Below are 25187 nucleotides of genomic sequence, written 5' to 3'. Positions count from 1 at the left end.
TTGTCGTAGATTCGTGAGCGCGCCGTTAAATGAGCCTCGGAGGCGCATAATTTTCGAGACTGGAGTGAAGATCTCTTCGACACCGCCTTCGTGCCCGGGGCGGTTCACAGGGCGTTTCCCGTGCGGGTCGACGTGCCCGCCGGCAGGCTGAGCCGCTGAAAGCCTGATGTCGCGATCAGGCCCTGATCAGAGACCTGAGGTTGCCGGCGGGACCAGAGGACCGACGTCACGTCGGCCAGTGCTCCCGGTCGCACGGATGCCGGCGCGAGCCCTCGCCGGCCCAATCTCGCGCGGAACGCCCGGCGGACTGGGCCGCCTCCGACACCCTGCCGGAAGCGCCATCCCCCCTATACGGCGGCATGCTTCAGGCGTGAGGAAGCGGGCGCCGATCGGGCGCCCGCGCCGGCGGTCAGGCGTGGCTGGCCAGGTCGCTTTCCAGCCGCGCCAGCACGGCCCCCAGGGCGGCCACCATGCCGGCGGCCTGGGCATCGGGGCTCAGGGGGCGGTCGGGCGGAACGGGCATCGTAGCGGCCTCGGTGTACTGCGCCACGGCGCGCGTGCCGAACTGGCTCGTCTCGGTCAGCAGCACGGCGGACATGGCCGCCCGCGCCACCCCGCGCCCGAGATCCACGTGCAGCGCCGTCAGCTCGGTTTCCAGCTGCAGGTCGGTGGCGCCGCGCGTGCCCGGCGCCAGGACGGCGGCGAAGAGGCGGGAGGCGATGAGCCAGCGCCGCAGCGCCTCCTCCGCCGCCTCGGCGGGTGGGGCGGTCCATTCGGCGTAGTATTCGGTGGCCTCGGTCCCGTCCGCCCGGACGGAGCGGAGGAGCTTTCCGTCCACCCCCGGCGCGCCGCGGGTCAGCCGCATCAGCAGCGTCTTCCGCCCGGCCCGGCGCGGCGGCCCATCGGGCCGCGAGGGGGAGAGCGGGTAACGCCGCGGCTCCACGTAGCTCTGGTTGATCACTCCACAGCCCGCGACCAGCGGCAGCAGGAGGAGCCCGCGCCGCCTCACCGCCGGCGCTCCGTCGCCCAGGCCGGGGCCGGGGGCGGTGGCGCCAGGATCGCGGCGCCAGGCGCGCGGCGCAGCAGCTCCGTCGTGTCCCGCAGGTTGCTGGAGGTGGCCCGGAGATCCCGCAGCGTGGGCGTCAGGTCGCCGTTGATGTCGCCGACCGCGAGGCTCACCGCCCGTGCCGCCTGCTCCACCTGTCCCACGGCCGCCGGCAGGCGGGTGAGCGCCGTGCGCAATTGCTGCGCCGCCGCGTCGGTGCTGCGGAGCGTGTTGCGGATCTCCGGCGCGGTGAGGAGCCCGCGCGCCTCCGCCACCGTGCCACGCAACTCGCTGCTCAGGGCCGGCAGGTTCAGCCCCTCGATCGTCTGGCGCAGGGTCGCCAGCGTCTCCGACGCCTCGCGGGACGCGCGGGCGACGTCGCCGTCGTTCAGCTGCGACCGCAGGTCGGCCAGGAGCCCCGCGGCGTCCCGCAGGATGGCCTCGATCGGCGCGTCGGCAAGGCGTTGCGCGAGCTGCTCCGCGACCGAGGTCACCTGGGAGACGGTGCTCGGCGCGGAGGGGATGACCTCCGCGTGCGGCTGCCACGGCGTCGGTTCCGGCGGGAAGCGGGTCGCGTCCACGAAATCCAGTTCGATGTAGCTCACGCCCGTGATCCCCTGCGTGGCCAGCCGCGCCCGCAACCCGCCCTGGACCGCCGTCTCCACATTGGGCAGGTCGCGGAAGCGCGAGAGGTCCATGCCGAAGCGCACGAGCACGCGGCGATAGGCGGTCTCCTGGATGGGCGTGTTCTCGGGTGGCGGGTACTCGGCGGCGACGAGAGTGATCTCCGTCACCGACCCGAGCTGCACACCGCGGAAGCGGACCGCCGCGCCCACCGCCAGGCCCGTCACGCTCTCCCGCAGGTAGGTCTCGAACTGCCGGGCGTTGCTGCTGAGCTTGGAGGAGGTGAAGAAGAGGACGAAGGCCAGTCCCAGCCCGATCCCCACGATCAGGAGGATGCCGACCCGGAGGTAGAGGCCGCGGGCGGAGACGGCCATCAGGCGGTCTCCCGCCGGAAGAAGCGGCGCACCGTGTCGTTCGGCGGGTCGTCGCGCAGCTTGCGGGGGTCGCCCTCGGCGATCATGCCCTGGGCCTCCTTGTCGAGCATGATGCAGCGATCCCCGATGGCGAGGATCGATTGTAGCTCATGCGTGACCACCACGAAGGTGGTGCCGAGGTCGCGGGCGAGGTCCTTGATCAGCTCGTCCAGGCCCGCGGAGGTGATGGGGTCGAGGCCGGCGCTCGGCTCGTCCAGGAACAGGACGGGCGGGTCCAGCGCCATGGCGCGGGCGATGCCGGCCCGCTTGGCCATGCCGCCCGAGATCTCCGAGGGCAGGCGGTCCGCCGCGTCCGACAGGCCGACGAGGCCGAGCTTCACCCGCGCGACGCTCTCCCGCGCCTCCCGGGGCAGGTCGGTATGGGCTTCGAGCGGCAGCATCACGTTCTCCAGCAGGTTCATCGAGCCGAAGAGCGCCCCCGACTGCCACATGACGCCGAGCTGTCGCAGCAGGTTGCGGCGCGCCTCCCCCTCCGCCCCGGCGAGGTCGCCGCCGAGGATCGTCACCCGCCCCCCGGTCGGGGCGTAGAGGCCGATCATGATCTTCAGCAGGGTGGACTTGCCGCAGCCCGAGCCGCCGAGGATCACGAACACCTCCCCTCGCCGGACGGTGAAGGTCACGTCCTTGAAGAGGGTCCGCGTGCCGAAGCGCATCGCGACCCCCTTCGCCTCGATGACGGCGGGGGCGGCCTCGGCCGCGGTCTCCTCCGGCGGGGCCGGCCGGACGGAGTCGGGGATGGCGTCCATCACCAGCCCAGCCGGAAGAAGAGCACGGCGAAGATGCCGTCCAACAGCACCAGGGCGACGATGCCGCCCACCACGGCGGCCGTGGCCGCGTCGCCCACCGCCCGCGGCCCGCTGCCGGCCGAGAGCCCGGCCCGGCAGCCGATCCCCGCGATGACCAGCCCGAAGACCGCCGCCTTGCCCAGCCCCCCCATCAGGTCCCCCACGGTGATGGAGGAGGCGATCTGGTTCGTCACCAGCCGCACCGGGAAGCCGAGGGAGAGCATCACCCCCGTCATCCCCACCAGCCCCGCGAGGTCCATCAGCAGGGACAGGACCGGCATGGCGATGGTGGCCGCGACCAGCCGCGGCATCACCAGCATGACCATGGGGTCCACACCCATGATCCGCAGCGCGCTCACCTCCTCGTTCACCGTCATGGTGCCGAGCTCCGCGGCATAGGCGGATCCGGTGCGGCCGGCCAGGATCACCCCGGCCATCAGCGGCCCGAGCTCCCGCAGCAGGGAGATGCCGACGAGGCGCGGGATGAAGATCTCCGCCCCGAACTGGCGCATGGGGATGGACGACTGGAAGGCGAGGATCACGCCGATCAGCACGCCGAGCAGGACCACCAGCCCGAAGGCGCGGGTTCCCACCTCGTCCAGGTGGCGCAGGATGTCGGCGGCACGCAGATCCCGTGGGCGGCGGGCCGCGTTGACGAGGGTGGCGCTCGCCTCCCCCAGGAAGGCCACGCCGTCCCCGGCGCCCTTCACGCGCCCCACGCCCCAGGCCCCGAGGCTGCGGACAAGGCCGAGCCGCTTCGCGGGCGCGGGCGGCGCCGGCGGGGGCTTCGACGCGTCCCGGGCCCGCTCCATGACGGCGGCGACGGGGCGGGAGGCGCCCTCAATCCGTACCCCCTCCCCCGCCTCGGCCTCCGCCGCCAGGACGAGGGCGGCGCCGCTGGTGTCGAGCACCGTCAGGCCCGAGAGGTCCAGGACCCGCACGCCCTTGGCGTCCTTCACCGCGTCGCGCCAGGCGGGGCCGGCGTTGAAACTCGTCAGCGTGCCCGAGAAGCGTAGCGCGTCGCCGTCCCGCCGGACCTCCGGGGCGGGGGGCGGGGTACCGAGATCGTTCGCGGCGACCGCTGGCCCAGGCTCCGGTGGCACGTCCGGGGCGGGGCCGGGACCCATGTCCTCCGGGGATGGAAGGGGCGGGCTGCCGGGCGCGGAGCGCCGTTCCCGGCCGCCTTCCGCGCGCTGGGCGCGGCGGCTGCCCGGCGCGTCGCCGACCGGAACGGCGGCGTCACGGCGTCTGTCCTCGCGATTCATCCGCCCGAAGATGGAGCGGGAACCCGACCCGTGTAACCCGTCCGTTCTGTAACCCTTGGTGAACGCCCGAGGGTTGCGGCCGCCTCCCGCGCCGCGGCGGCCCCGCTGTACCAGGCGCCGGCGAGCGTTGCGGCGAGGCTCGTGTGGCACGCCTCCCCCGCCAAGCGCAGGCGGCCGCCGCCCAGCGGCACAGACAGGGCGGCCCGCGCCGCGCTGCCGCCCGGGCGCGCGTAGGAATAAGCGCCCCGCGCCCAGGGGTCTCGCCCCCAGCTCGCGACCGCCGCGCCGTCCCGGCGCAGGGCCCGGTCCGCCCGGGCGCCAAACATGTCCCGCAGTTCCGAGAAGGCGTGGTCGAGCGTCGCCGCATCCCCGGCGGCCGAGAGGTCCCAGGCGAGCGCCCCGCCGGCGAAGCCCGAGAGGTATGCCCGGCCGAAAGGCCACGAGATCCAGGTCATGGCCCGTTCGCCCGGCTCCAGCCGCCGCTCCAGGCCGCCGAAGGCGGGCAGGTCCAGGCGGTCCTCGCCAGCGGCGCGCAGGCCGAACTTGATCAGCAGGCCCATGGGCAGGTCATGGGCCGCTTCCTGGGTCGCCACCGGCAGCGGCGGGTCGAAGGCGATGGCGCCGGAGGCCAGCACGCCGGTGGAGACGGTGACGATCGCCGCGCCGGCCTCGACGGCGCCGAAGGGGCCCTCCGCGCGGACGCGGCGGCCGCCCCAGGAGAGCCGGGTCACCGGAGCGTCCAGGGTGATCGGCAGGCCCTCGGCCAGGACCTCCAGCAGGTGGCCGCACCCTTCGCGCGGAAGAAGGTTGCTGCCGTTCAGCATCGTGGCGCGCCAGTCCGCGAGATCCATCGCCTCCGGCTCGGCGCCGCAGATCACCGGGCCTTCCCAGTGAAGGAGGGTGGCGTCCCAGCGGCCGCCACGCGGCGCGGCATCCGCCAGGGACAGGCCGGGCGTGTCGGGGGCGAGCATCAGGGCCTCGTGCCAGGCGTGCTCGGCGGCGTCGTACTCCGCCAACTCCTCCGCCGTGGCCCAATGGCCGTCCGTCCAGGTGCGGCCGCTGCGGACGAGATCGTGGTTGAACAGCTCCAGCCCGCGTGCCTCGGCCAGCGGGACGAGCGGGTTGCTCTGCGCCGCGTGCAGCCAGGTGGCGCCGAGGTCGAAGGGGGAACCGAGGTCCTGCACGGTGTGGGCGCGCCCGCCCACGCGGCCCCGCGCCTCCAGCACGCGCACGTCCAGCCCGAGCGAGCGCGCCTCCCGCGCGGCCGCGATCCCCGCGGCGCCGGCGCCGACGATCAGAAGGTCAGGATCCCCCATGGCGGTTCAAGCGGGCGAGCGGCGGACGGGTTGCCCGCCGCTAGCTGTCCAGCTTGACGCCGGACCGCTCGACGATGGCGCGCCAGACCGGGGTCTCCCGCTGGATCTGGGCCGCCAGGGCGGCCGGGTTCTCGCTGAGCACGGTGTCGTAGCCCAGCGGCTTCAGGCGGGCGACGAAATCCGGCTGGCGGGCCACCTGGCGGATGGCCTCGACGAGGCGCGCCACCACCGGCTCCGGCGTGCCGGGCGCGGTCATCAGGGCGTTCCAGGTCACCATGTCCAGGTCCCGCAGGCCGAGGTCGTGGAACTCCGACATGCCGGGCACGGTGGGCAGGAAGTCCATGCGCCGCTGGGAGGACAGCGCCATCGCCTTGAACTTCCCGCTCTCGACATGCGGCACGAGGGCGGGCGTGACGTCGAACATCATGTCGATCGTCCCGGCCAGCAGGTCGTTGATGGCCGGCCCGCCGCCGCGATAGGGCACGTGCAGGATGCGCGCCCCGGTCGCGGCGTTCACCGCCTCGATGCAGAGATGCGACGTGGTGCCGGTGCCGGAGGAGCCCATCTTCACCTGTTCGGGGTGGGCCTTGGACCAGTTGATCATCGCCCGGAAATCGGTCCAGCCGTTCCGCTGCGCGGTCTCCGCGTTCACGACGCAGAGCAGCGCGCCCGAGGTGATGACCGTCAGCGGCTGCAGGTCCCGCACGGGGTCGAAGGGCAGGCGGTTGTAGAGGGTGGGGAAGGCGCAGAGCGTGGACACACCGATGACGCCGATCACCGTGCCGTCGTTCGGCCCTTTCGCCACCGCGTCGGCGCCCAGGATGCCGCCGGCGCCGCCGCGGTTCTCCACCACCACGTTCTGGCCGAGGGCTGGGCCGAGGCGCTCCGCGATCAGGCGGCCGAGCAGGTCGATGGCGCCGCCCGGCGGGAAGGGGACGACGACCCGCACCGGCCTCCCCCCGGCCACCGGCTGGGCGCCGGCCGGCAGGGGCGCGGCCAGGGCGGTCCCGGCGGCCAAAAGGGAGCGGCGTCGCATCATGTCACTCGTCTCCGTCCTGATCGGCTCGCGGGCCTCGTTACGGGGCAGCATGGGGCGGGTCGGCCGGCGGCGCCAATCCCCCTCGTCGCCCTTGCGCCGGCCAGCCGCGCCGCCCTCCTATGCGGCCAGGAATCCGGAGACCCCTTCATGGCCAAGCTTCCCGTCCCGACCCGACGCGGCCTCCTGGGCGGCGGCGCCGCCCTGGCCGGGGCCGCGCTGACCCGTCCCGCCTACAGCCAAGCCGATGCGCGCGTCCTGCGCTTCGTGCCGCAGGCGGATGTCAGCGTGCTCGATCCGTTGACGACCACGTCCTACGCCGTGCGGAATCACGCGCATCTCTGCTGGGACACGCTCTACGGCATCGACGAATCATTCCGCCCGCATCCCCAGCTCGCGGAGGGGCACGTCATCGCGGACGACAACCGCCGCTGGACCTTCACGCTGCGCGAAGGCCCGACCTTCCATGACGGGGAGAAGATCCTCGCGAAGGACGCCGTCGCCTCCATCCGCCGCTGGATGACGCGCGACACGCACGGCCAGACGCTGGCGGCGCGCACGGACGAGATCCGCGCGCTGGATGACCGCCGCTTCGAGATCCGGCTGAAGCAGCCCTTCGGCGCGATGCTGGACGCGCTGGGCAAGTCCTCCTCCTATCCCTGCTTCATCATGCCGGAGCGCTTCGCGGCGGTGGCGCCGACGACCGGCATCACGGAGATCGTCGGCTCCGGCCCCTACCGCTTCGTCGCGGCCGAGCGGCGCGCGGGCGACATCGCGGTCTACGCGCGCTACGACCGCTACTCCCCCGCGCCGGGCGGCCCCGTCTCCGTCACCGCCGGCCCGAAGATCGCGCATTTCGAGCGGCTGGAGTGGCGCTGGCTGCCGGATCCCTCCACCACGGGCGCGGCCCTGCAATCCGGGGAGCTGGACTGGTGGGAGCGTGTGGCGCCCGACCTGCGCGCGCTGCTTCAGCGCCGCCGCGACATCGTCGTGGACCGGATCGAGAGCGGGGGCACGATCGGCATGCTGCGGCCGAACCACCTGCACCCGCCCTTCGACGATCCGGCCGTGCGCCGCGCCCTCTGGCCCGCCCTGAACCAGGGCGAGTTCATGCAGGCGATCATGGGCGACGACACGACCCGGTACCGCGTGCCCGTCGGTCCCTTCACCCCCGGTTCCGCCATGGCGTCCGACGAGGGCATGGAGGCGCTGACCGGCGCGCGCAGCCTGGAGCGCGCGCGTCAGCTCCTGGCCGCCACGGGCAAGGCGGGAGCGAAGGTGGTGACGCTCAACCCGGCAGACCAGCCGAACAACTCGGCGCTGACCATGGTCGCGATCGACATGATGAAGAAGGCCGGGCTGGATGCGGAGGCCGCGACGTCGGACTGGAGCACCATGCTCGCGCGGCGGGCGAAGAAGGAGCCGCCGGCACAGGGCGGCTGGAATGCGGTCTACGTCGCCTTCGGCGGCGAGGACCTGACGAACCCCGGCGGCCACCCGCTGCTGCGCGGCAATGGCGGCGACGCCTGGTTCGGCTGGCCGAACTCTCCGCGGATGGAGCAGCTCCGGCTCGACTGGTTCGAGGCGCCCGACGACGCCGGCCAGCGCCGCATCGGCCGGGAGATCCAGCGCGTCTTCTTCGAGGAGGTGCCGTACTGGCCGCTGGGCCAGTACTATGTGGAGAGCGCGTATCGCCGCGGCCTGAATGTCGGCCGTCGCGGGCTGTCCATCCCGCTGAACGTCACGCGGGGCTGATCGCCGGGTGGGGTGGCCCGGGCGGGCTACCCCACGATCCCGATCTGCCAGGGGACAAATTCGTTGTTCCCGATCCCCAGGATCTCGCTCTTCGTGCGCTCGCCGCTCGCGACGCGGAGGAGGTGGCGGAAGACGGCCTCGCCCATCTCGGCGATCGTTGCCTCCCCGTCGAGGACGACGCCACAGTTGATGTCCATGTCCTCCTCCAGCCGTCGGAACATGGGGGTGTTGGTCGCCAGCTTGACCGAGGGCACGGGGCGGCACCCGTACATGGAGCCGCGCCCCGTGGTGAAGGCGATAAGGTTGGCGCCGCCCGCCACCTGCCCGGTGGCCGAGACCGGGTCGTAGCCCGGCGTGTCCATGAAGACGAAGCCCTTCTGCCGCACGGGCTCGGCGTAGCGATAGACCTCCATCAGCGGCCCGGTGCCGCCCTTCATGGAGGAACCGAGCGACTTCTCGATGATGTTCGCCAGACCCCCGGCCTGGTTGCCCGGGGAGACGCGGCCGTTGATCTGCGTGTCGCGTCCGGCGGCGTACTCCTCCTTCCACCAGCGAAGCCGTTCCAGCAGCTTCCGCCCGACCTCCTCCGATACCGCGCGGCGGGTGAGCGTGTGCTCCACGCCGTTGATCTCCGGCGTTTCCGAAAGGATCGCCGTGCCGCCGTGGCGCACGAGGATGTCCATGGCCGCGCCGAGCGATGGGTTCGCCGTGATGGAGGAGAACCCGTCCGACCCGCCGCATTGCAGACCGACCATCAGGTGGGAGGCGGGCACGGTCTGGCGCGTGGCCCTGTTCGCCTCTGGCAGCATGGAGCGGACGGCGGCGATGCCGGCCTCGATGCTCTTCCGCGTGCCGCCGACCTCCTGCATGACCATGGTGTGCAGCATCGGGCCGGTGGAGAGCCCTCCCTCCTCCATCACGCCGGAGATCTGGTTCCGTTCGCAGCCCAGACCGACCAGCACCACACCGGCGACGTTCGGGTTGCGCATGGTGCCGATCAGCGTGCGGCGCAGCAGCGCCATCGGCTCGCCCGTCATCTCCATGCCGCAGCCCAGCGCGTGGCTCAGCGCCACCACCCCGTCCACGTTCGGAAAGTCGGCCAGACGTTCCGGCGTGAAGTGATCCGCCACGGCCCGCACCACGCTGGCCGAGCAGTTCACCGTGGAGGCGATGGCGATGTAGTTCCGCGTCCCCACGCGCCCGTCCGGGCGGACGATGCCCTGGAAGGTCGCGCGCTCCTCCTCCGGCACCATCTCCACGGGGCGGAAATCGGCGCAGAAGGCGTAGTCGCGCTGCAACTCGCCCATCAGGCAGTTGTGGGTGTGGACGTAGCCGCCGGCGGGGATGTCCTCGCCCGCGAAGCCGATCACCACGTCATATTTCCGGACGGGATGGCCGGCGGGGATATCCACCGCGGCCAGCTTGTGCCCGGCCGGCACGCGCCCGAGGGCGCTGACGCCTTCCCCCGGCACCTCGGTGCCCGGGTCGATGGGAACGCGCGCCACCACCACGTTGTCCTTCGGGTGCAGCCGGATCACCGGCCCCGTGGCCCGTTTCATCGTCAGGTCGAGCATTCCCACCCCTCTTCCGTCGGCCGCCGCGCAGCGCGCCCGATCGGGCGGTCCCGGTGCGCAGGACAGCCCGGTTCCCTGGGCGCATCTCCTACCGGGTCGGCACCCTGCTTCGCCAGCCCTGCGTGAAGGCCGGCGCGCACCGGATGGCCGAGCCCTCCCGCGGCTGTCGTCTGTCATCCACAGAGGATTCGTTACGGGATGATTCCTCCCGCATGACACCCCTGCGCCGCCCCGGTGGAACCTGACGCCGGATGTAGCGTTCGCGCGATGCCAGTCCCGGAACACAACACCATGACCATCCGCCTTCGCTCCAGTTTGCTTGCCGCCGCCCTCGCGCTCATCGGCGGCGCGGCGCAGGCCCAGCCGGCGCCGGACACGCTGGCCGCCGTGCGCGCCCGCGGCACGCTCGCCTGCGGCGTTTCCACCGGCGTCGCCGGGCTGTCGCTGGCGGACAGCCAGGGGCGCTGGACCGGGCTGGACGTGGATTTCTGCCGCGCGGTCGCCGCCGCCGTGCTCGGCGATCCGGAGAAGGTGCGCTTCGTGCCCACCACGCCGCAGACGCGCTTCACCGCGCTCCAGTCCGGGGAGGTGGACGTGCTCTCCCGCAACACGACCTGGACGACCGCGCGGGACGTCGGCATCGGCCTCGCCTTCGCGGGCGTGCTGCTGCATGACGGGCAGGGCTTCATCGTGAAGCGTGAGTCCGGCGTCACGTCGGTGCGCGGGCTCGATGGCGCCACCATCTGCCTCCAGCCCGGCAGCACGACGGAGCTGAACCTCGCGGACTGGGCACGGGCGAACAACATCCGCTTCACCCCCGTGCTGATCGAGAATTTCGGGGAGGTACAGGCCGCCTTCTTCTCCGGCCGCTGCGACAGCTACACCACGGACCTGTCGGGCCTGACCTCCATCCGCGCCGGACAGGGTCCGCGCGCGAACGACTACGTCATCCTGCCCGAGACGGTCTCGCGCGAGCCGCTCGGCCCCATGGTTCGCAAGGGCGACTGGCGCTGGTTCGACATCGTGAAGTGGACGCTCAACGCGCTCGTCGCGGCGGAGGAGCAGGGCATCACGCAGGCGAATACCGAATCCCGCCGGCAGGACCCGAACCCGGAGGTTCAGCGCCTGCTCGGCACCTCCGGCGAGTTCGGGCAGCAGATGGGGCTGGAGCGCGACTGGGCGCTTCGCGCCATCCGCGCGGTCGGCAACTACGGCGAGATCTGGGAGCGCAACCAGGCGCCCCTCGGCGTCCAGCGCGGGCAAAACCGGCTGGCCGCGCAGGGCGGGTTGATGTGGTCGCCGCCCTTCCGCTGACGCGTGTGGCGGCGCGCCGCCCTTGCGGGTGACGCGCCGTCCTTCTCCAATGCGCGGTCCCCCGGAGATGCCCATGTCCCCGACCCGCCGCACCCTCCTCGCCGGTTCCGCCGTCCTCGCCACGGCGCCGCTCGCCCAGCCCGCCTTCTCCCAGGTCGAGAGCCGCGTCCTCCGCTTCATCCCGCAGGCGGACGTGACGATCCTCGACCCGATGAACACCACGGCCACGCCGACGCGGAACCACGGCCACATGGTGTGGGACACGCTCTACGGCCTGGACGGGGCGATGCAGCCCAGCCCGCAACTCGCCGCCGGCCACGTGGTGGAGGATGATGGGCGCCGCTGGACCTTCACCCTGCGGGACGGCCCGACCTTCCATGACGGCGAGCCGGTCCGCGCCCGCGATGCCGTGGCGTCGGTCCGCAAGTGGATGCTGCGGGACACGCTCGGCCAGACCTTGTCGGAGCGGCTGGACGAGATCCGCGCCCTGGACGACCGGCGCTTCGAGATGCGGCTGAAGCGGCCCTTCGGCCCCATGCTGGACGGGCTGGCGAAGACCGCGTCCTACCCCTGCTTCGTCTATCCGGAGCGCCACGCCACCCAGGACCCGAACCGCGCGCTGACCGAGGTGGTGGGCTCCGGCCCCTACCGCTTCGTGCCGGAGGAACGGGTCTCCGGCAGCCAGCTCGTCTACCGGCGCTATGACCGTTACGTCCCGGCGCCGGGAGAGGCGGTGATGACCGCCGGCCCGAAGCTCGCGACCTTCGAGCGGGTGGAGTGGAAGGTCATCCAGGACCCCGCAACCGCCGCCGCCGCGCTGCAGGCCGGGGAGGTGGACTGGTGGGAGCAGGTAGCGCCCGATCTGCGGCCGCTGCTGACCCGCGCCCGCAACGTGGTGGTGGACCTGATCGAGACGGCGGGGACCATCCCCAGCCTGCGCCCGAACCACCTGCACCCGCCCTTCGACGATCCGGCCGTGCGCCGCGCCCTCTGGGCCAGCATCCCGCAGGCGGAGGTGATGACGAGCATCATGGGCGATGACCGGAGCCTCTGGACCGACGGCGTGGGCGCCTTCCCGAAGGGCAGCCCGCTGGAGAACGACGCCGGCCTTTCCGCCCTCACCGCCCCGCGCAACATCGAGGCGACGCGCCGCGCATTGGCCGCCACCGGCAAGGCGGGGGCGAAGGTGGTCGTGTTGCACCCGACCGACGTCGCGAACAACAACGCGATGACGATCGTCATCGTGGACTACCTCCGCCGGATCGGCTTCGACGCGGAGAGCGCGATCTCCGACTGGGGCACGGTGCTGCAGCGCCGCGCGCGGAAGACGCCGCCGGATGCGGGCGGCTGGAACGCCGTCATCGCCATCTTCAACGGGCTGGAGCTGATGAACCCCGGAAACAACCCGCTGCTGCGCGCGAACGGGGACGGCGCCTGGTTCGGCTGGCCGCGATCGGAGCGGCTGGAATCGCTGCGCGACGCCTGGTTCGACGCACCGAGCCTCGACGCGCAGCGCACCATCGCCCGCGATATTCAGACGCAGTTCTTCCAGGACGTGCCGCACTGGCCGCTCGGCCAGTACCAGGTCGCCAGCGCCTATCGCCGCGGCCTGACCGGCATCCGCCGCGGCTTCACCACGCCGCTGAACGCCCGGCGGGGGTAGCGGCAGCCGGATGCGGCGCCCATGATCCGGGCCCAAGCATTGACGGGACGGATCATGGAATTTCAGGGCAAGCGCGCGGTGGTCATGGGCGGCAGCCGCGGCATCGGCCGCTCCATCGCCCTCGGCTTCGCGAAGGCCGGCGCATCGGTCGCGATCTGCGCGCGCGGCGCGGACACGCTGGAGGCGACGCGGGCGGAACTCGCCGCCCTCGGCGTGCCGACCTATGCCGCGCCCTGCGACCTCGCGGACGCCGCCGCCATCGCCCGCTTCGTCCCTGCCGCGGCGGAGGCGCTGGGCGGCATCGACGTGTTGGTGAACAACGCTTCCGGATTCGGTCGCTCCGACGACGAGGAGGCCTGGGCCGCGTCGCTGGCGGTGGACGTAATGGCCGTGGTCCGCGCCAGCCACGCGGCGCAGCCCTTCCTCGAGCGCGCGGCGCCGGGCAGCAGCATCGTCAACATCGCCTCCATCTCCGCCTACCGGGCGACGAAGCGGAACCCGCCCTACGCGGCGGTGAAGGCGGCGGTGATCCAGTACACCTCCAGCCAGGCGCGGGTGCTGGCGGCGAAGGGCATCCGGGCGAACGCCATCGCCCCCGGCTCCATCGAGTTTCCCGGCGGCTCCTGGGAACGCCGCCGCACGAGCGACCCGGACCTGTACAACAGCACCCTCGCGCAGATCCCCTTCGGGCGGATGGGCCGGCCGGAGGAGGTGGCGGAGGTCGCGCTCTTCCTCGCCTCCCCGCGCGCGAGCTGGGTCACGGGCCAGGCCATTACCGTGGATGGCGGGCAGCTCCTCGGGCCGTAGCCCCGCGCTACCGCCGGGCGCACTCCATCAGCGCCCCGGCCCAGGAGCCGCGGGCGCGGTCGAGCAGCGCCACGGCGCGCAGGGCATCCTGCACCCCCAGCGCCCGCGTCATGCAGGCGCCGAAGGCGACGGTGTTGCCGGTCAGGGGATCGCCGTGCTGCGCGCGGCACGCCATCCCGTGCTGCACCACCCGCAGGCAGAAGGCCGCGTCGGCCGGCGGCGCGCCCTGCGCCAGGGCGGCGCCCGGCAGGAGCAGGGAGAGGATCAGAAGGGAACGCATCGCCGCTCCGGCGCCAGGATGGGGTCTTCTACCAGCCTGACGCCGCCGCGTCGCCCGCCTCAGTCCAGCGTCGCGCCGGACTGCTCCACCAGTCCGCGCCACAGCGCGTCCTGCTGGGTGAGGTAGCGGCCATAGGCCTCCGGGCTCTCGTCCCAGACGGGGGTGAAGCCCAGCGGCTCCAGCCGCGCCTTGAAGTCGTCGCCCCGCGCCACCTGCACCAGCGCCTGATGCAGCCGCGCGACCACCGGCGCGGGCGTGCCGGCCGGGGCGTTGATCGCGTACCAGGACTGCATGTCGATGTTGCTGCCCGGCAGCACCTCCTTCATGCCCGGCACGTCGCGCAGCTCCGGCACGTAGGTCACGCGGTCCGCGCTGCCGACGGCCAGGGCGCGGAAGCGGCCCTCCCGCACATGCGGCATCAGGGCGGGGATCACGTCGAACATCATGTCGATGGTGCCGGTCAGCAGGTCCGTGATGGCCGGCCCGCCGCCGCGATAGGGAATGTGCGTGATGTCCATGCCGGCCGCGCGGTTGACGCTGGACAGGGTCAGGTGGCTGACCGTGCCGGTGCCGGAGGAGCCCATGCTGAGCTTTCCGGGGTCCGCCTTCGCGGCGGCCACGAGCTCGGCGAAGGTGCGCCAGGGCCGCTGCGCGTTCACCACCAGCAGCACGGTGCCCGTGGTCACGCGCGTCACCGGCGCCAGGTCGCGGATCGGGTCGAGCGGCATGGAGCGGCGGTAGAGGTACTTGTTCGCCGCCAGGATCGACGCGCTGCCGAGCAGGATCGTGTAGCCGTCCTTCTCCGCCTTCGCGACGGCGTCCGCGCCGATGTTGCCGCCCGCGCCGCCGCGGTTGTCCACCAGCACGGACTGGCCGAGCACGGGCTGGAGCCGCTCCGCCAGAAGCCGCCCGGTGATGTCCACGGCACCGCCGGGGGCGAAGGGCACGATGATCCGCACGGGGCGGGTGGGCCAGGCGGCCTGGGCGCGCGCCACGAAGGGCAGGGGCAGCAGCGCGGCGGCCTGGAGAAGGGTTCGGCGGGTGGTCATGGGGGGAACTCCGGGAATCGCGCTGGAAGAACGCGCCCGCATGTGTCGCGGCGGCGGCGGCGCCGCAAGCCTGGGTCCCCCGGCGCACCGGGGTCGCCGGGGCTGACGGGCCGGCTGTCCGGGACCTTCTGCGCGGCAGATGACCCCTGAAGACCGCCCCTGCATCAAGGTTTGCGACTATGACGACGACACCGACTGGTGCCTCGGCTGCGGCATGACGAAGCGAGAGAAGAAGGCCTGGAAGCGCGCCCCGGTCTTCCGCGCCGCCATCCTGGCCGCCCTTCCCGCGCGCCTGGCGGCCCTGGCCGCCGCCGGCCGCCGGGTCGGCGAGGCGGCCGGACGCCGCGGCTGACCCGCTACCGCCGCGCCGACAGCGCGTGGATCAACACCGCCGCCGCGACGGACACGTTCAGGCTCTCCACCCGCCCCGATCCCGGCAGGGTGACCCGGTGATCACAGGCGGCGAGCGTCGCGGGGCTCACACCCCGCTCCTCATTCCCGAGGACCAGCGCGACGCAGGGGCTGGGCGGCAGGGCCTCCGGTGCCACCCCGCCCGTGGCCACGGCGGCAACGGTCGGCACGCCGAGTTGCCGCAGGGCCGCGGGCAGGTCCGCCACGGACCAGAGGCTCAGCACCTCCAGCCCACCCTCGCTCGTCCGCCAGGCGGCGTCCGACAAGCCGGCCTGGCGCGGATCGCCGGTCAGCACCATGCCGATGCAGCCGAAGAAGGCCGCGGACCGCGCGATGGCGCCGAGGTTGTGGGGGTTCGACACCCCGTCCAGCACGGGCAGGACCGGGGACATCCGCAACGGGGCCGGCAGCGGCAGGGCGAGCGCCGAGACCTTCCGCCGCGCCACCACCGCGACGATCCCGCCGTGGTGCGTGGTGCCGGCCACCCGGGCGAGCTCCTCCTCCCCTACCTCGCGATAGGGGCGGCGCATCTCGGCGAGGGCGGCGCAGAAGGGGCCGGCCTCCCGCCGGCGGGCGGGCGTGTAGAACAGCCGCAGCACATCCTTCGGCCGTCGGCCGAACACCGCCGCGACGGCGGCCGCCCCGCAGAGCCGGTCAGGCTCCGGCGGCCGCGGCGGCATCGCTCGCGGCGGGCCGGGCGTGCGGCCCCCGAAGCCGCTCAGGCCGCGCGGACCGGCTCGCCGGTCCCTTCCGCGCCGAGCACCTCGTTCCCGGCCAGGAAGCCGAGGTTTTCCTGCCTGATCCGCGCCCCCTCCTCGTCGTAGAGGAAGGGAAGGAAGGCGTAGCGCCGGCCCTGCGTCACCGGCGTCGCCTCATGCAGGAGGGAGCAGGAGAACACCACCGCCCCGCCGGTCGGGGCGCGGTAGAGGCGCGTGCCGAATTCAGGGAAGCGCAGTTCGCCGCCCTCGAACTCTTCCGAGTTGAGGTTCACCGTGACCGCGAAGCGCCGGTGGGCCGTGCCGCGGGTCGTGTTGTCGCGGTGCGCGCGGAAGAAGCCGCCCTCGGCCGCGTCGTAGCAGGCGACGATGAAGCGCTCGATCCGCGTCGCCTCGAACTGGAACGCCTGCCGGATCGCCGGCACCAGCCGCCGCTTGAGGCGCCGCTGCAGCGCGTTCAGCACGTCCTGGTCCGCGATGTCGTGGTCGGAGCGCCGCTTGAAGCCGGGATCGCTGGTGCCGACCGTCTTCCCGTTCACCTCCCGCATGAAGCCGGACGGCTTGCCGCCCCCGGTCTCGTAGAGCTCGATGAGCTTGCGGCAGAGCCCTGGCTCCAGCAGGCGCGGCAGGACGAGGACCGGGGCCATCACCTCCATCCCCGCGTGGCGCTCCGGCGGCGGCAGGCGGGAGAGGGCGCCGAGGATCGCCGGCGCCTCGGCCAGGGGTCCGCTGGCCAGGACGCGGTGGGTCGGGTCGGCCAGGATCACGGCGCCGGCCGCGGGATCGCCGCCCAGCGATGCCAGGGCCTCTCCGTCCGGATCGGCCAGGACACGGATGCCGGGAAGGCTGTCCCGCATCGGGCCGTTCGTCAGGTCCTCCGCGCGCGGCGCCACCACGAAGAGCACGCCGAAGACGTCGTCGAGCCGGGCCCGGATGCCGGCGACCGCCGCCTCCAGCGCCGCCCCGTCGAAGCCCGCGCCGCGCGGCAGGAAAAGCAGGGCCGTCCACCGCCCGGCCACCGAGCCCAGCGCGTAGCGGGGGTTGCTGATCCCCGGCAGGACGAGTGACGGAAGGGGCTCCCCCCAGGCGACGAGCGGCATCCGGCGATCCTAGGCCAGGGACGCGCCCGCTGAAATCCGGCTCCGCAACCAAGTGCGCCCGCCCTTCACCCCTCCGCCCGCGCGTGCGAGGTTCCGCCCCCTCACACGGGGAAGGAAAACGGGTCATGGCCGGCGTCTTCTGGCATGAGGGGCAGTGGTACACCGAGGAGCCGAAGATTCTCGGCCCCATGGACCATGCCTTCTGGCTGGGCTCCGTCGTCTTCGACGGGGCGCGGGCCATCCGCGGCACCGTCCCCGACCTGGACCTGCACTGCCGCCGCGCCGTGCAGTCCGCGAAGAACATGCTGATGGAGCCGACCAAGACGGCGGAGGAGATCGAGGCGCTCTGCCGCGAGGGCGTGCGCCGCATGGGGCCGGAGGCGGAGCTCTACATCCGCCCGCAGTTCTTCGTCCGCCGCGGGCTTGGCGCCGCCCAGCCGGATGCCAGCAGCACGGAGTTCGTCCTCGCCATCTACGACGCGCCGCTGCCGCCGGCGACGGGCTTCACCGCCGTCACCGCCCCCTTCCGCCGCCCTGCCGCTGACATGGCGCCGACGGATGCGAAGGCGAGCGCCCTCTATCCGAACTCCGCCCGTGCCACGTCCTGGGCGAAGGCGCAGGGCTTCGACATGGCCGTGGTCTGCGACCACGAGGGCAACGTGGCCGAGTTCGCCGCCGCCAACCTGATGATGGTGAAGGACGGCGTGGTCATGACGCCGCGCGCGAACGGCACCTTCCTGGCCGGCATCACCCGCGCCCGCGTCATGCAGCTGCTGCGGGACGCCGGCCGCGAGGTGCGGGAATGCATCGTCACGACCGCCATGCTGGACACGGCGGACGAGATCTTCGCGACCGGCAATTTCGGCAAGGTCCAGCCCTGCACCCGCTACGCCGAGAACCACATGCAGCCCGGCCCCGTCGCGGCCGAGGCGCGGCGCCTCTACTTCGAGTGGGCGGAGGGGTCGCGCATCCTGCCGAAGACGTCGGGAGGGCGGCCGGCGGCCGCCTGACGCGGGGTGGACCGAGGCCGGGACCGTCCCCGGCCTCAGCTCTTCCGCCGGTGCCGCACCCGCGGTCGGTCGGTCGTCCCCTCCAGCAGCTTGTCCACCGCCGCGCGGTCCGGGGTCTCGCCGTCCCGCGCCCGCAGGGCCCCGGCGGCGGAGGCGAAGCGCAGCGCCGCCTCGGTCTCCATCCCCTCCCCGATCGCGAGGGCGAAGGCGCCGTGGAACACGTCGCCCGCCCCGGTCGTGTTCGTGGCATCCACCGGAAAGGCGGGCTGGGTCGCGGGCTTCTCCATCTCCGGGGTCATCCAGAGCGTCCCGTGCTCCCCCAGCGTGACGGCGGCCAGCTTCAGCGGGCCCGCCTTCAGGGCGCGGGCGAGCCCCTCCTCCGGCTTGCCGGAATGGAAGATGGACAGGCCGGTCTTGGCGAAGATCGCGTGGTCCGTCAGCGGCACGAGGGCGTGCAGGATGCGCGCCTCGCTCTTCTCAGCGTCCATCGCGCTCGGAACGCCGCGCTCCTGCGCCCGCCGGAACGCGGCCTCCGCCCCCTCGGGCCAGCGCGGGTCGCAGAGCAGCGAATCGGCCTCCTCGATCAACTCCAGCGGCAGGCGGCCGGGGTCGGTCGGCAGGCCCTCCCCGCGATAGGTCACGATGCTCCTCTCCCCCCGCTTGTCCACGATCACCGCCGAGAGCGGCGTGCGGGCGCCCTTGGCCAGCAGCAGCCCCTCCGCGTCCACGCCCTCCGCCGTCAGGGCGTCGCGCAGTTCCTCCCCCGCCTCGTCCGCGCCCACGCGGCCCCAGAAGACGGCCCGGCCGCCCAGCCGCGCCACCGCGATGGCCGCGTTCGCCGCCATGCCGCCCACCACCCGGTGATAGCCGCGCGCCGTGACCTTGGAGGGCGGCAGCTCCGCCTCCTCCACGCGGAAGGTGTGGTCGGTCACCACTTGCCCCAGGCAGATCACCGTCGCCTTCTTCGTCTCGGCCATGCGTGATCCTCTTTCCCTGCCGGAGTGGCTGCGTAGCAAGCTCCTCCTCATCCGGCCCGATGCGCTCGTCCTCGACAAGCCCGCCGGGCTGCCGGTTCATCGCGGCCCGCGCGGAGGTGAAAGCCTGGAGGACTGGCTGCCCCTGCTGCAGCTCGGCAAGCGGCATCTTCCGCAGCCCGCGCACCGGCTGGACATGGACACGGCCGGCTGCCTCGTCCTCGGCCGCACGAAGCCGGCGCTGGCCGCGCTGAACGCGCTCTTCGCCGGGCGCGGCGCGGAGAAGACCTACTGGGCCGTCGTGCGCGGCAGCCCGCCCGGCGAGAGCGGCATCGTGGACGCGCCGCTCCGGAAGGTCAGCACGCGCGCGGAGGGCTGGCGGATGGAGCAGCACCCGGAAGGCCAGCCCGCCCGGACGGCGTGGCGCGTGCGCGGCCGCGGAGACCATCTCACCTGGTTGGAACTTCGCCCGGCCACCGGCCGCACGCACCAGCTTCGCGTTCACCTCGCCGGGCTGGGCTGCCCGATCCTCGGGGATCCCCTCTACGGAAAGCCGGCGGAGGGCGGGATGCACCTTCTGGCCCGCGGTATCGCGCTGCCGCTCGACCCGCCGCTGGCGGCGACGGCCCCGGTGCCCCCGGCGATGAGGCCGGCCTTCCGTCGCTGCGGCTGGTCCGGATAGACGGGCAATGCGCGTCCGACCGAACTCACGGTGCCGGAGATCCGGCGATGCTGGGTGGAGCCACGCGGGCCGGTCCTGGACTGGAGCGGCCGTTCATCCTCCTCGGATGGCCCGCTGCGGGACGTGCGGATGTGGCTCTTTCGCCATCGCCGGCGATGAAAGAGACGAGCCGTTCTCTTTGCGGCCGAGCATCGGCGTTTTCACCATCACGCTTGTTTGACGACCCGCATTCCGCCTGCCACACCGATGGCGCTGAGAGCGGAGATCGATGCAGGAAGGCGTGCAGAGCCTGCCAGCCACGCCCGCCGATGAGGGTGACATCGGCGAGGATGCCCCCGCGCGGACGCGCCCGCGCAGCCTCGGCCAGCGACTCGCCTTCGTCTACGGCTGCATCTCCCTCGCGATCCTCGTCGGCGCCGGGCTCTATGCCTGGTGGCAGGCCAGCACCCTGGCCGGGCGCAACGAGGCGATCGCGACCACCGAGACGCAGCGGCTCGCGGAACGGATCGGCTCCGTCCTCGCGCAGACCAGCCAGGGCATCGCGGTGCTCGCGGCCACCGCGCCGCTGGACCGTGACCCCGCGGCCTGCCAGGCGGCGCTCGACGCCGCCTTCCTCAGCATGTCCGCCTTCGTCCGCAACCTGCTTTTCGTGGACACGCAGCGCCGCATCACCTGCGGCACCCAGCGCGAGGCGGTCGGCACGATCGCGAGCGACAGTCCCCTGATCCGCGCCGCCGAGCTCACCGGCCGCCCGGTCATCGGCACGCTCGAGCCCGGGCCGGCAGGGACCGGCAGCCTGATCGGCATCGGCCACCCGCTGCGACGGGACGGGCGATATGCCGGCAGCACCACCGCCGTGGTCACGCTCGCCGACCTGCGCGAGATCACCCGGCGCTTCCTGCCGCCCATCCGGGACCTGCGCGTCTGGCTGCAGGATTCGGCCGGCACCAACGCCACGCTCGTCGGCCCCGAGAGTGCGCTGCCCCCGCTCCCGGACGCGCTGCTCCTGTCGCTCAGCGCGCCGAACCCGGCCGGGGCCGGCGTCGCGATGGTGGAGGGACATCTCCTCGTCGCCGCGCGCGCGACGGAGGACCTGCTGCTCATCGCCGAGGTGCCCGAATCCTTCGTCGGCGCGGCCGCGCCGCTGGAGGTGGCGATCCCGCCCCTGCTGCTGGCGGCCGTGCTGCTGGCCGGGCTCGCGGCGCTGTTCTGGGCGATGCAGCGCTTCGTCTTCGCGCCCCTGGAATCCGCCATGCGCCGGCTGGAATCCGCCGATGCCGGCGGCATGCCGGAGGCGTTGGACGAGCAGGCCCCGGCCGAGATCGCCGGCCTCGTCCGCCGCCTGGGCGCCGCCCGCGCCACGCGGGACGAGGCGATCCGGCTGCGCGACCTGCTGCTGCGGGAGGCGCATCACCGCATCAAGAACCACCTCTCCCTCGTGATCTCGTTCCTGCGGCTGCAGGAGCGGCACCTGTCGGACCATGCGGCGCTGCAGGCCCTGCGCGCGGCCCAGGGCCGGATGCTGGCAATCGGCCTCACCTACGAGCTGCTGCACGACGGGGGCGGTCAGACCGTCTCGCTCGATCAGATGCTGACGAAGTTCGCGCGCGCGCTGGCGAGCCGCGACCTCCAGGAGGGGCGCTCCACCCAGATGGACACCGACCTGGAGCCGATCGAGGTGCCCGCCGACATCGCGGTGAAGATCGCCCTGGTGGTGAACGAGCTGGCGACGAACTCCCTCAAATACGCCTTCGTCGGCCGCGCTCCGGGGCGGGTGCACATGACGCTTCGTCGCGCCGGCAGCGGCTTCACGCTGCGGGTCGGCGACGACGGGGCCGGCCTGCCGGACGGGGCCCGGCGCGGCCTCGGCATGACCGTGGTGGACAGTCTGCTGCGCGCCATCGGGGCGGGGTTCGAGCGGGTGTCCGGCCCAGGCACCGCCTTCCTGATCACCTGGCAGCCGCGGGACGGCGCAGCGCCAGGCGCGGAGGGCTGATGCCCAAGCTCAGGCCAAGCGGCTCGGCTGTGCATCCGGGCCCCTTCAGCACCTCGGCCGGGGTTCTCGCAAAATGAGACTCGGATCAGAGAGGTTTCTTTGTTGACGTCTGAGTTGCTTTAGGTTGCATTTGTTAAAGTTCAGGCAATCAAAACGGGCCCGAACGGATAAAGGGCGTCTCAGAACACGCAACGAGGAAGGCCAATGGAGCACCCCATGCCAAGGACCTTCGACGATCGGGCCACCGGCCCCAACGCTGACACCATTCAGCACATCGAAGAGCTTGCCCGTTACGCCTTCGCCGAGAACATGCCGGTGGTGGAGAGCGTGCTCACGCTGATGCTGGCCACGCTCTACCACCAGGACCCCCGCCATGTCGCGGGCGCGATGATTGCGACGATCCGCGGCGAAACCGCAGGGCCGGCCCCGGACCAGATCGCCGGATAGCTACCTCGGCGGGGCGGGGACGTCGGGGAACCGGCGTCCCACGGCCGCGTGGGAACACGGTCGCGTCGCGGTCCGCCTCGGCCGGCCCTATTCGGGCGGACGCACCCGGATCGGGGCGGTCGCCGCCTGTCCCGTCGCGTCCAACACCGTCACGCGGTAGAAGCCCGGGCCCGGCGGCGACCATGACACCTCCCGCCGTGCGGCGGCGGCCGGCAGAGGCACGCCGTCCACCAGGAAGGTGAGCGGCCGCTGCCCCCCGGCCGCGCGGATGGTCATCGCCCCCTCGTCCACCGCGGCGTTCGGCGGCGGGAAGAGCAGGCGCAGCCCGTCGAGCGGCCCGCGCGGCGCGGGTTCCGCCCGAACGGCGTCCGGCCGCGGCCGCGGCGCCGCCGGCAGGAGTTGGAAGGCCCGCGCGAGGACCGGCAGGGCCAGGGACCGCCCGGTGGCGCCGGGGATCGGCGTTCCGTCCGGCCGGCCGACCCAGATTCCCGCAACGTGTCGCTGGTCGAAGCCCACCGCCCAGGCGTCGCGCCCGCCCCATGAAGTGCCGGTTTTCCAGGCGACCCCGCCCGGTCCCCCCGTGGGGAAGTTGTGCGTCAGGATCGCCGCCACCGCGGCCGCCGACGCGGGCTGCACGACCAACTCCGTTGACGCGCGTCCGGGTGCCAGCCGGAGGGGCCCGCCGCGACCGCCATCGCCGATCGCGGCCGTCACGGCCACGAGTTCCCGCAGCGTCATCCCCGCGCCGCCGAGGGCCAGGGGCAGCGCCGCGCCCGCGCCGGGCGGCAGGCGCAACGTGACCCCCGCGGTCTTGAGCGCCGAGGCGAAGCGAAGCGGTCCCAGCGCCTCCATCAGCGCCACCGCCGGCAGGTTCAGCGACTGCCGAAGCGCGGAGGCCGCGGTGACATGTCCGGAGAAGTCCCGCTGGAAGTTGTGCGGCGCGTAGTCGCCGAAGCGGCGCGGCAGGTCTTCCATGACCGTGCCCGGTGCCGCCAGCCCGCGCTCGAAGGCCATCGCGTAGAGCAGCGGCTTCAGGGCCGATCCCGGTGACCGGACGGCGCGCGTCAGGTCGAGCGCCCCGGCCCGCCCCTCCGCCATCCAGTCGCCGCCGACCAGGGCCCGGATCTCGCGGGTCTGGAGATCAGCGATGACCATCGCCACCGAGGCGCGCGGCGGCAGGTCGTGCAGCACCTCGCGCGCCAGCTCCTCCGCCGCGCGCTGCAGGGGCTGATCGAGCGAGGTTCGCACGACGCCGCCGGACGCGCCCCGCACCACCTCCCGCGCGAGATGCGGCGCCAGCCCGGGCATCCGGCGGCGCTCCACCGGCACCGCCTCGGCCAGGGCGGCGCGGCGTTCCCAGTCGGGCAGCGCGGGGGCGCCGCGGCGAAGCAGCACCGCGTCCCGTGCTGTGAGCGCCTCGCTCGGGTGGCGGTCGGGACGCAGCGCCTCCGGCCGGCGCGGCACGGCGACGAGGAAGGCGGCCTCGGCGACGCTCACCCGCTCCACCGGGCGCCCGAACCAGGCGAGCGAGCCCGCCCGCACCCCCTCCAGGTTGCCACCCATGGGCGCCAGGGTCAGCCAGATGCGCAGCACGCCCGCCTTGCCGTAGCGCCATTCGAGCTGCATCGCGCGCAGCGCCTCGATGGCCTTGCTGCGGAGCGTGCGCGGCCGCGGCTCCAGCAGCCGCGCCGCCTGCATGGACAGGGTGGAGCCGCCGGAGACCACGCGTCCCGCCCGCACCCACTGCGCCGCCGCGCGTGTCAGCGCGATCGGGTCCACGCCGGGGTGCCAGCGGAAGCGCCGGTCCTCGGCCGCGACGAGCAGGTCCACGAGGTGCGGCGGCACGTCGGCGGCCTCCACCGGCAGGCGCCAGACGCCGCCCGGCGCGGGCAGCGCGGCGAGCACGCGGCCCTCCCGGTCCACCACCACGCGGCCGGTGGCCTCGAGGCGCGAGAGGTCTGGCGGCAGCCAGCGATCCGCCGCCCAGGCGCCGACCAGCCCGATCGGCGGCAACACAAGCGCGCCGAAGAGAAGAGCCCGCCACCCGACAGCACGGCGTCCGGGCGGGCGCCGATCAGCCGCCGGTTTCATTACGATTATTCCATGGGGTGGAATCTTCACGGCTACCGGCTACGCTCGGGCCGCGCCGCGGAGAGGGCGCGCCGGAGGATCGATGACCACCTGCTTCAACTACGCGAAGATCGCCTACGCCGCGTACTTCACCTCGACGAACCAGTACTACGCCGACCCGCCGGGCCACATGGTGGACGACTGGACGGTGCAGAAGTGGGAGACGGGCACGCTCTTCGGCAACGGCTTCCAGGGCGGCATCTGGCAGAACAGCACGGACGTCGTCGTCGGCTGCTGCGGAACGAATCCGAAGCAGAAAGGGAAGTTCCTCGCCGACCTCGGGGCGGATCTGAAGATCGGGCTGCGCATCCTGCCGAACCAGGCGACGGGCGCGCGCAAGATGCTCAAGGCCGCGAAGGCGATGGCCCAGGGCCGTCGCGTCTCGATCACCGGCCACTCCCTCGGCGGCGGCCTCGCCCAGGTGGCCGGGCTGTGGGAGGAGGTGCCCTTCGTGACCTTCAACGCGCCGGCCATGGCCCACGTGATCAAGGCCGCGCACATCAACATCTTCAAGCCGCAGATGATGGTGCGGACGATCAAGTCGAAGGCGGGCAGTGACACGCCCGGCCTGAACTTCCGCATCACCGAGGACAAGGTGAGCATGCACGGGATCGCCGGCGGGCATGTCGGCCTCGTGATCACCCTGAACAACCGCTACAAGGACGCCGTCACCGGCGACATGACGCTCGGCGCGCATGGCAAGAACACCATCATGCAGGCGGTGCTGGAATCCACCTGGTCTGACGTGGATCCCTTCTTCGTCTGACGCCGCCG

At 73.0% G+C, this 25187-nt stretch carries 23 protein-coding genes; 10 read left to right on the top strand and 13 right to left on the bottom strand.

The genetic code is table 11. The features are described from left to right. Positions 1–409 precede the first annotated feature (409 nt). The 6 genes from ACP6CK_RS26800 to ACP6CK_RS26775 form a co-directional block, all read right to left on the bottom strand. On the bottom strand, positions 410–1009 hold the full coding sequence (locus tag ACP6CK_RS26800; RefSeq protein ID WP_426956387.1) for a hypothetical protein: 600 nt from the start codon (positions 1007–1009) through the stop codon (positions 410–412). Next, positions 1006–2043, bottom strand: a complete 1038-nt coding sequence (locus tag ACP6CK_RS26795; protein ID WP_426956386.1) for an MlaD family protein — start codon at positions 2041–2043, stop codon at positions 1006–1008. The genes ACP6CK_RS26800 and ACP6CK_RS26795 overlap by 4 nt, the downstream gene beginning before the upstream one ends. Beyond that, complete coding sequence (locus ACP6CK_RS26790) at positions 2043–2756, bottom strand: ABC transporter ATP-binding protein (protein ID WP_426959985.1); 714 nt, start codon at positions 2754–2756, stop codon at positions 2043–2045. The genes ACP6CK_RS26795 and ACP6CK_RS26790 overlap by 1 nt, the downstream gene beginning before the upstream one ends. Positions 2757–2848: 92 nt before the next feature. After that, on the bottom strand, positions 2849–4015 hold the full coding sequence (locus ACP6CK_RS26785; protein ID WP_426956385.1) for an ABC transporter permease: 1167 nt from the start codon (positions 4013–4015) through the stop codon (positions 2849–2851). A 134-nt stretch (positions 4016–4149) separates the two neighbouring features. After that, complete coding sequence (locus ACP6CK_RS26780; protein ID WP_426956384.1) at positions 4150–5469, bottom strand: flavin monoamine oxidase family protein; 1320 nt, start codon at positions 5467–5469, stop codon at positions 4150–4152. Between the two features lie 40 nt (positions 5470–5509). Continuing rightward, on the bottom strand, positions 5510–6508 hold the full coding sequence (locus ACP6CK_RS26775) for a Bug family tripartite tricarboxylate transporter substrate binding protein (RefSeq protein WP_426956383.1): 999 nt from the start codon (positions 6506–6508) through the stop codon (positions 5510–5512). A gap of 147 nt (positions 6509–6655) precedes the next feature. Here ACP6CK_RS26775 and ACP6CK_RS26770 point away from each other — a divergent pair, with 147 nt between their 5' ends. Further along, positions 6656–8260 (top strand): ABC transporter substrate-binding protein, encoded by a 1605-nt coding sequence (locus ACP6CK_RS26770; protein ID WP_426956382.1) that lies wholly within the window; start codon positions 6656–6658, stop codon positions 8258–8260. Positions 8261–8286: 26 nt separating this feature from the next. On the opposite strand, the gene ACP6CK_RS26765 is transcribed toward ACP6CK_RS26770, so the two are convergent. After that, on the bottom strand, positions 8287–9834 hold the full coding sequence (locus ACP6CK_RS26765; RefSeq protein WP_426956381.1) for a UxaA family hydrolase: 1548 nt from the start codon (positions 9832–9834) through the stop codon (positions 8287–8289). Positions 9835–10125: 291 nt separating this feature from the next. On the opposite strand from ACP6CK_RS26765, the gene ACP6CK_RS26760 reads away from it, so the two are divergent. The 3 genes from ACP6CK_RS26760 (at position 10126) to ACP6CK_RS26750 (ending at position 13618) form a co-directional block, all read left to right on the top strand. Continuing rightward, a complete protein-coding gene (locus tag ACP6CK_RS26760) occupies positions 10126–11148 on the top strand; it encodes an amino acid ABC transporter substrate-binding protein (protein ID WP_426956380.1) in 1023 nt (340 codons plus the stop codon). A gap of 73 nt (positions 11149–11221) precedes the next feature. Then, complete coding sequence (locus ACP6CK_RS26755; protein WP_426956379.1) at positions 11222–12811, top strand: ABC transporter substrate-binding protein; 1590 nt, start codon at positions 11222–11224, stop codon at positions 12809–12811. 21 nt (positions 12812–12832) lie between these two features. Then, on the top strand, positions 12833–13618 hold the full coding sequence (locus tag ACP6CK_RS26750; RefSeq protein ID WP_426956378.1) for an SDR family NAD(P)-dependent oxidoreductase: 786 nt from the start codon (positions 12833–12835) through the stop codon (positions 13616–13618). Between the two features lie 7 nt (positions 13619–13625). On the opposite strand, the gene ACP6CK_RS26745 is transcribed toward ACP6CK_RS26750, so the two are convergent. Together ACP6CK_RS26745 and ACP6CK_RS26740 are read right to left on the bottom strand one after the other, a co-directional pair. Beyond that, positions 13626–13898, bottom strand: a complete 273-nt coding sequence (locus ACP6CK_RS26745; protein ID WP_426956377.1) for a hypothetical protein — start codon at positions 13896–13898, stop codon at positions 13626–13628. A gap of 59 nt (positions 13899–13957) precedes the next feature. After that, positions 13958–14947 (bottom strand): Bug family tripartite tricarboxylate transporter substrate binding protein, encoded by a 990-nt coding sequence (locus ACP6CK_RS26740; RefSeq protein ID WP_426956376.1) that lies wholly within the window; start codon positions 14945–14947, stop codon positions 13958–13960. 139 nt (positions 14948–15086) lie between these two features. On the opposite strand from ACP6CK_RS26740, the gene ACP6CK_RS26735 reads away from it, so the two are divergent. Next, positions 15087–15299 (top strand): DUF1289 domain-containing protein, encoded by a 213-nt coding sequence (locus ACP6CK_RS26735; protein ID WP_426956375.1) that lies wholly within the window; start codon positions 15087–15089, stop codon positions 15297–15299. Positions 15300–15303: 4 nt separating this feature from the next. Here ACP6CK_RS26735 and ACP6CK_RS26730 read toward each other — a convergent pair whose 3' ends face one another. Together ACP6CK_RS26730 and ACP6CK_RS26725 are read right to left on the bottom strand one after the other, a co-directional pair. After that, positions 15304–16038 (bottom strand): TrmH family RNA methyltransferase, encoded by a 735-nt coding sequence (locus ACP6CK_RS26730; protein ID WP_426956374.1) that lies wholly within the window; start codon positions 16036–16038, stop codon positions 15304–15306. 38 nt (positions 16039–16076) lie between these two features. Beyond that, on the bottom strand, positions 16077–17174 hold the full coding sequence (locus tag ACP6CK_RS26725; protein WP_426956373.1) for a 2OG-Fe(II) oxygenase: 1098 nt from the start codon (positions 17172–17174) through the stop codon (positions 16077–16079). A gap of 125 nt (positions 17175–17299) precedes the next feature. Here ACP6CK_RS26725 and ACP6CK_RS26720 point away from each other — a divergent pair, with 125 nt between their 5' ends. Beyond that, the gene (locus ACP6CK_RS26720; RefSeq protein WP_426956372.1) at positions 17300–18184 is read left to right on the top strand and encodes a branched-chain amino acid aminotransferase; all 885 of its coding nucleotides are present in this window, start codon (positions 17300–17302) and stop codon (positions 18182–18184) included. Positions 18185–18219: 35 nt separating this feature from the next. On the opposite strand, the gene ACP6CK_RS26715 is transcribed toward ACP6CK_RS26720, so the two are convergent. Continuing rightward, positions 18220–19161, bottom strand: coding sequence for a PfkB family carbohydrate kinase (locus ACP6CK_RS26715; RefSeq protein WP_426956371.1), 942 nt, complete (start codon positions 19159–19161; stop codon positions 18220–18222). Between ACP6CK_RS26715 and ACP6CK_RS26710 the strand changes: the two genes are divergently transcribed. From ACP6CK_RS26710 to ACP6CK_RS26700, 3 genes are all read left to right on the top strand, one after another. Further along, positions 19160–19840, top strand: a complete 681-nt coding sequence (locus tag ACP6CK_RS26710) for an RluA family pseudouridine synthase (protein ID WP_426956370.1) — start codon at positions 19160–19162, stop codon at positions 19838–19840. The genes ACP6CK_RS26715 and ACP6CK_RS26710 overlap by 2 nt on opposite strands. A 280-nt stretch (positions 19841–20120) precedes the next feature. After that, complete coding sequence (locus tag ACP6CK_RS26705) at positions 20121–21836, top strand: sensor histidine kinase (RefSeq protein WP_426956369.1); 1716 nt, start codon at positions 20121–20123, stop codon at positions 21834–21836. A gap of 216 nt (positions 21837–22052) precedes the next feature. Beyond that, complete coding sequence (locus ACP6CK_RS26700) at positions 22053–22283, top strand: hypothetical protein (RefSeq protein ID WP_426956368.1); 231 nt, start codon at positions 22053–22055, stop codon at positions 22281–22283. Positions 22284–22370: 87 nt separating this feature from the next. Here the strand turns inward: ACP6CK_RS26700 and pbpC are convergent, their stop codons facing one another. Beyond that, positions 22371–24296, bottom strand: coding sequence for a penicillin-binding protein 1C (gene pbpC, locus ACP6CK_RS26695; protein WP_426956367.1), 1926 nt, complete (start codon positions 24294–24296; stop codon positions 22371–22373). Between the two features lie 160 nt (positions 24297–24456). Here pbpC and ACP6CK_RS26690 point away from each other — a divergent pair, with 160 nt between their 5' ends. Then, positions 24457–25179: a lipase family protein gene (locus tag ACP6CK_RS26690; protein WP_426956366.1), complete on the top strand. Its 723-nt coding sequence runs from the start codon at positions 24457–24459 to the stop codon at positions 25177–25179. Positions 25180–25187 lie beyond the last annotated feature (8 nt).

The sequence above is a fragment of the Muricoccus radiodurans genome, from assembly GCF_050154705.1.
Classification (GTDB): Bacteria; Pseudomonadota; Alphaproteobacteria; order Acetobacterales; family Acetobacteraceae; genus Roseomonas; species Roseomonas radiodurans.
This window is presented reverse-complemented; position numbering and strand designations above follow the sequence as displayed.

Coding starts and splice junctions, on each gene's coding strand:
- ACP6CK_RS26770 (WP_426956382.1), top strand. CDS start 6,656: ATGGCCAAGCTTCCCGTCCCGACCCGACGCGGCCTCCTGGGCGGCGGC.
- ACP6CK_RS26740 (WP_426956376.1), bottom strand. CDS start 14,947: ATGACCACCCGCCGAACCCTTCTCCAGGCCGCCGCGCTGCTGCCCCTG.
- ACP6CK_RS26755 (WP_426956379.1), top strand. CDS start 11,222: ATGTCCCCGACCCGCCGCACCCTCCTCGCCGGTTCCGCCGTCCTCGCC.
- ACP6CK_RS26795 (WP_426956386.1), bottom strand. CDS start 2,043: ATGGCCGTCTCCGCCCGCGGCCTCTACCTCCGGGTCGGCATCCTCCTG.
- ACP6CK_RS26785 (WP_426956385.1), bottom strand. CDS start 4,015: ATGGGTCCCGGCCCCGCCCCGGACGTGCCACCGGAGCCTGGGCCAGCG.
- ACP6CK_RS26690 (WP_426956366.1), top strand. CDS start 24,457: ATGACCACCTGCTTCAACTACGCGAAGATCGCCTACGCCGCGTACTTC.
- ACP6CK_RS26765 (WP_426956381.1), bottom strand. CDS start 9,834: ATGCTCGACCTGACGATGAAACGGGCCACGGGGCCGGTGATCCGGCTG.
- ACP6CK_RS26745 (WP_426956377.1), bottom strand. CDS start 13,898: ATGCGTTCCCTTCTGATCCTCTCCCTGCTCCTGCCGGGCGCCGCCCTG.
- ACP6CK_RS26730 (WP_426956374.1), bottom strand. CDS start 16,038: ATGCCGCCGCGGCCGCCGGAGCCTGACCGGCTCTGCGGGGCGGCCGCC.
- ACP6CK_RS26780 (WP_426956384.1), bottom strand. CDS start 5,469: ATGGGGGATCCTGACCTTCTGATCGTCGGCGCCGGCGCCGCGGGGATC.
- ACP6CK_RS26715 (WP_426956371.1), bottom strand. CDS start 19,161: ATGGCCGAGACGAAGAAGGCGACGGTGATCTGCCTGGGGCAAGTGGTG.
- ACP6CK_RS26700 (WP_426956368.1), top strand. CDS start 22,053: ATGCCAAGGACCTTCGACGATCGGGCCACCGGCCCCAACGCTGACACC.
- ACP6CK_RS26790 (WP_426959985.1), bottom strand. CDS start 2,756: ATGCGCTTCGGCACGCGGACCCTCTTCAAGGACGTGACCTTCACCGTC.
- ACP6CK_RS26710 (WP_426956370.1), top strand. CDS start 19,160: ATGCGTGATCCTCTTTCCCTGCCGGAGTGGCTGCGTAGCAAGCTCCTC.
- ACP6CK_RS26735 (WP_426956375.1), top strand. CDS start 15,087: ATGACCCCTGAAGACCGCCCCTGCATCAAGGTTTGCGACTATGACGAC.
- ACP6CK_RS26720 (WP_426956372.1), top strand. CDS start 17,300: ATGGCCGGCGTCTTCTGGCATGAGGGGCAGTGGTACACCGAGGAGCCG.
- ACP6CK_RS26760 (WP_426956380.1), top strand. CDS start 10,126: ATGACCATCCGCCTTCGCTCCAGTTTGCTTGCCGCCGCCCTCGCGCTC.
- ACP6CK_RS26775 (WP_426956383.1), bottom strand. CDS start 6,508: ATGATGCGACGCCGCTCCCTTTTGGCCGCCGGGACCGCCCTGGCCGCG.
- ACP6CK_RS26750 (WP_426956378.1), top strand. CDS start 12,833: ATGATCCGGGCCCAAGCATTGACGGGACGGATCATGGAATTTCAGGGC.
- ACP6CK_RS26725 (WP_426956373.1), bottom strand. CDS start 17,174: ATGCCGCTCGTCGCCTGGGGGGAGCCCCTTCCGTCACTCGTCCTGCCG.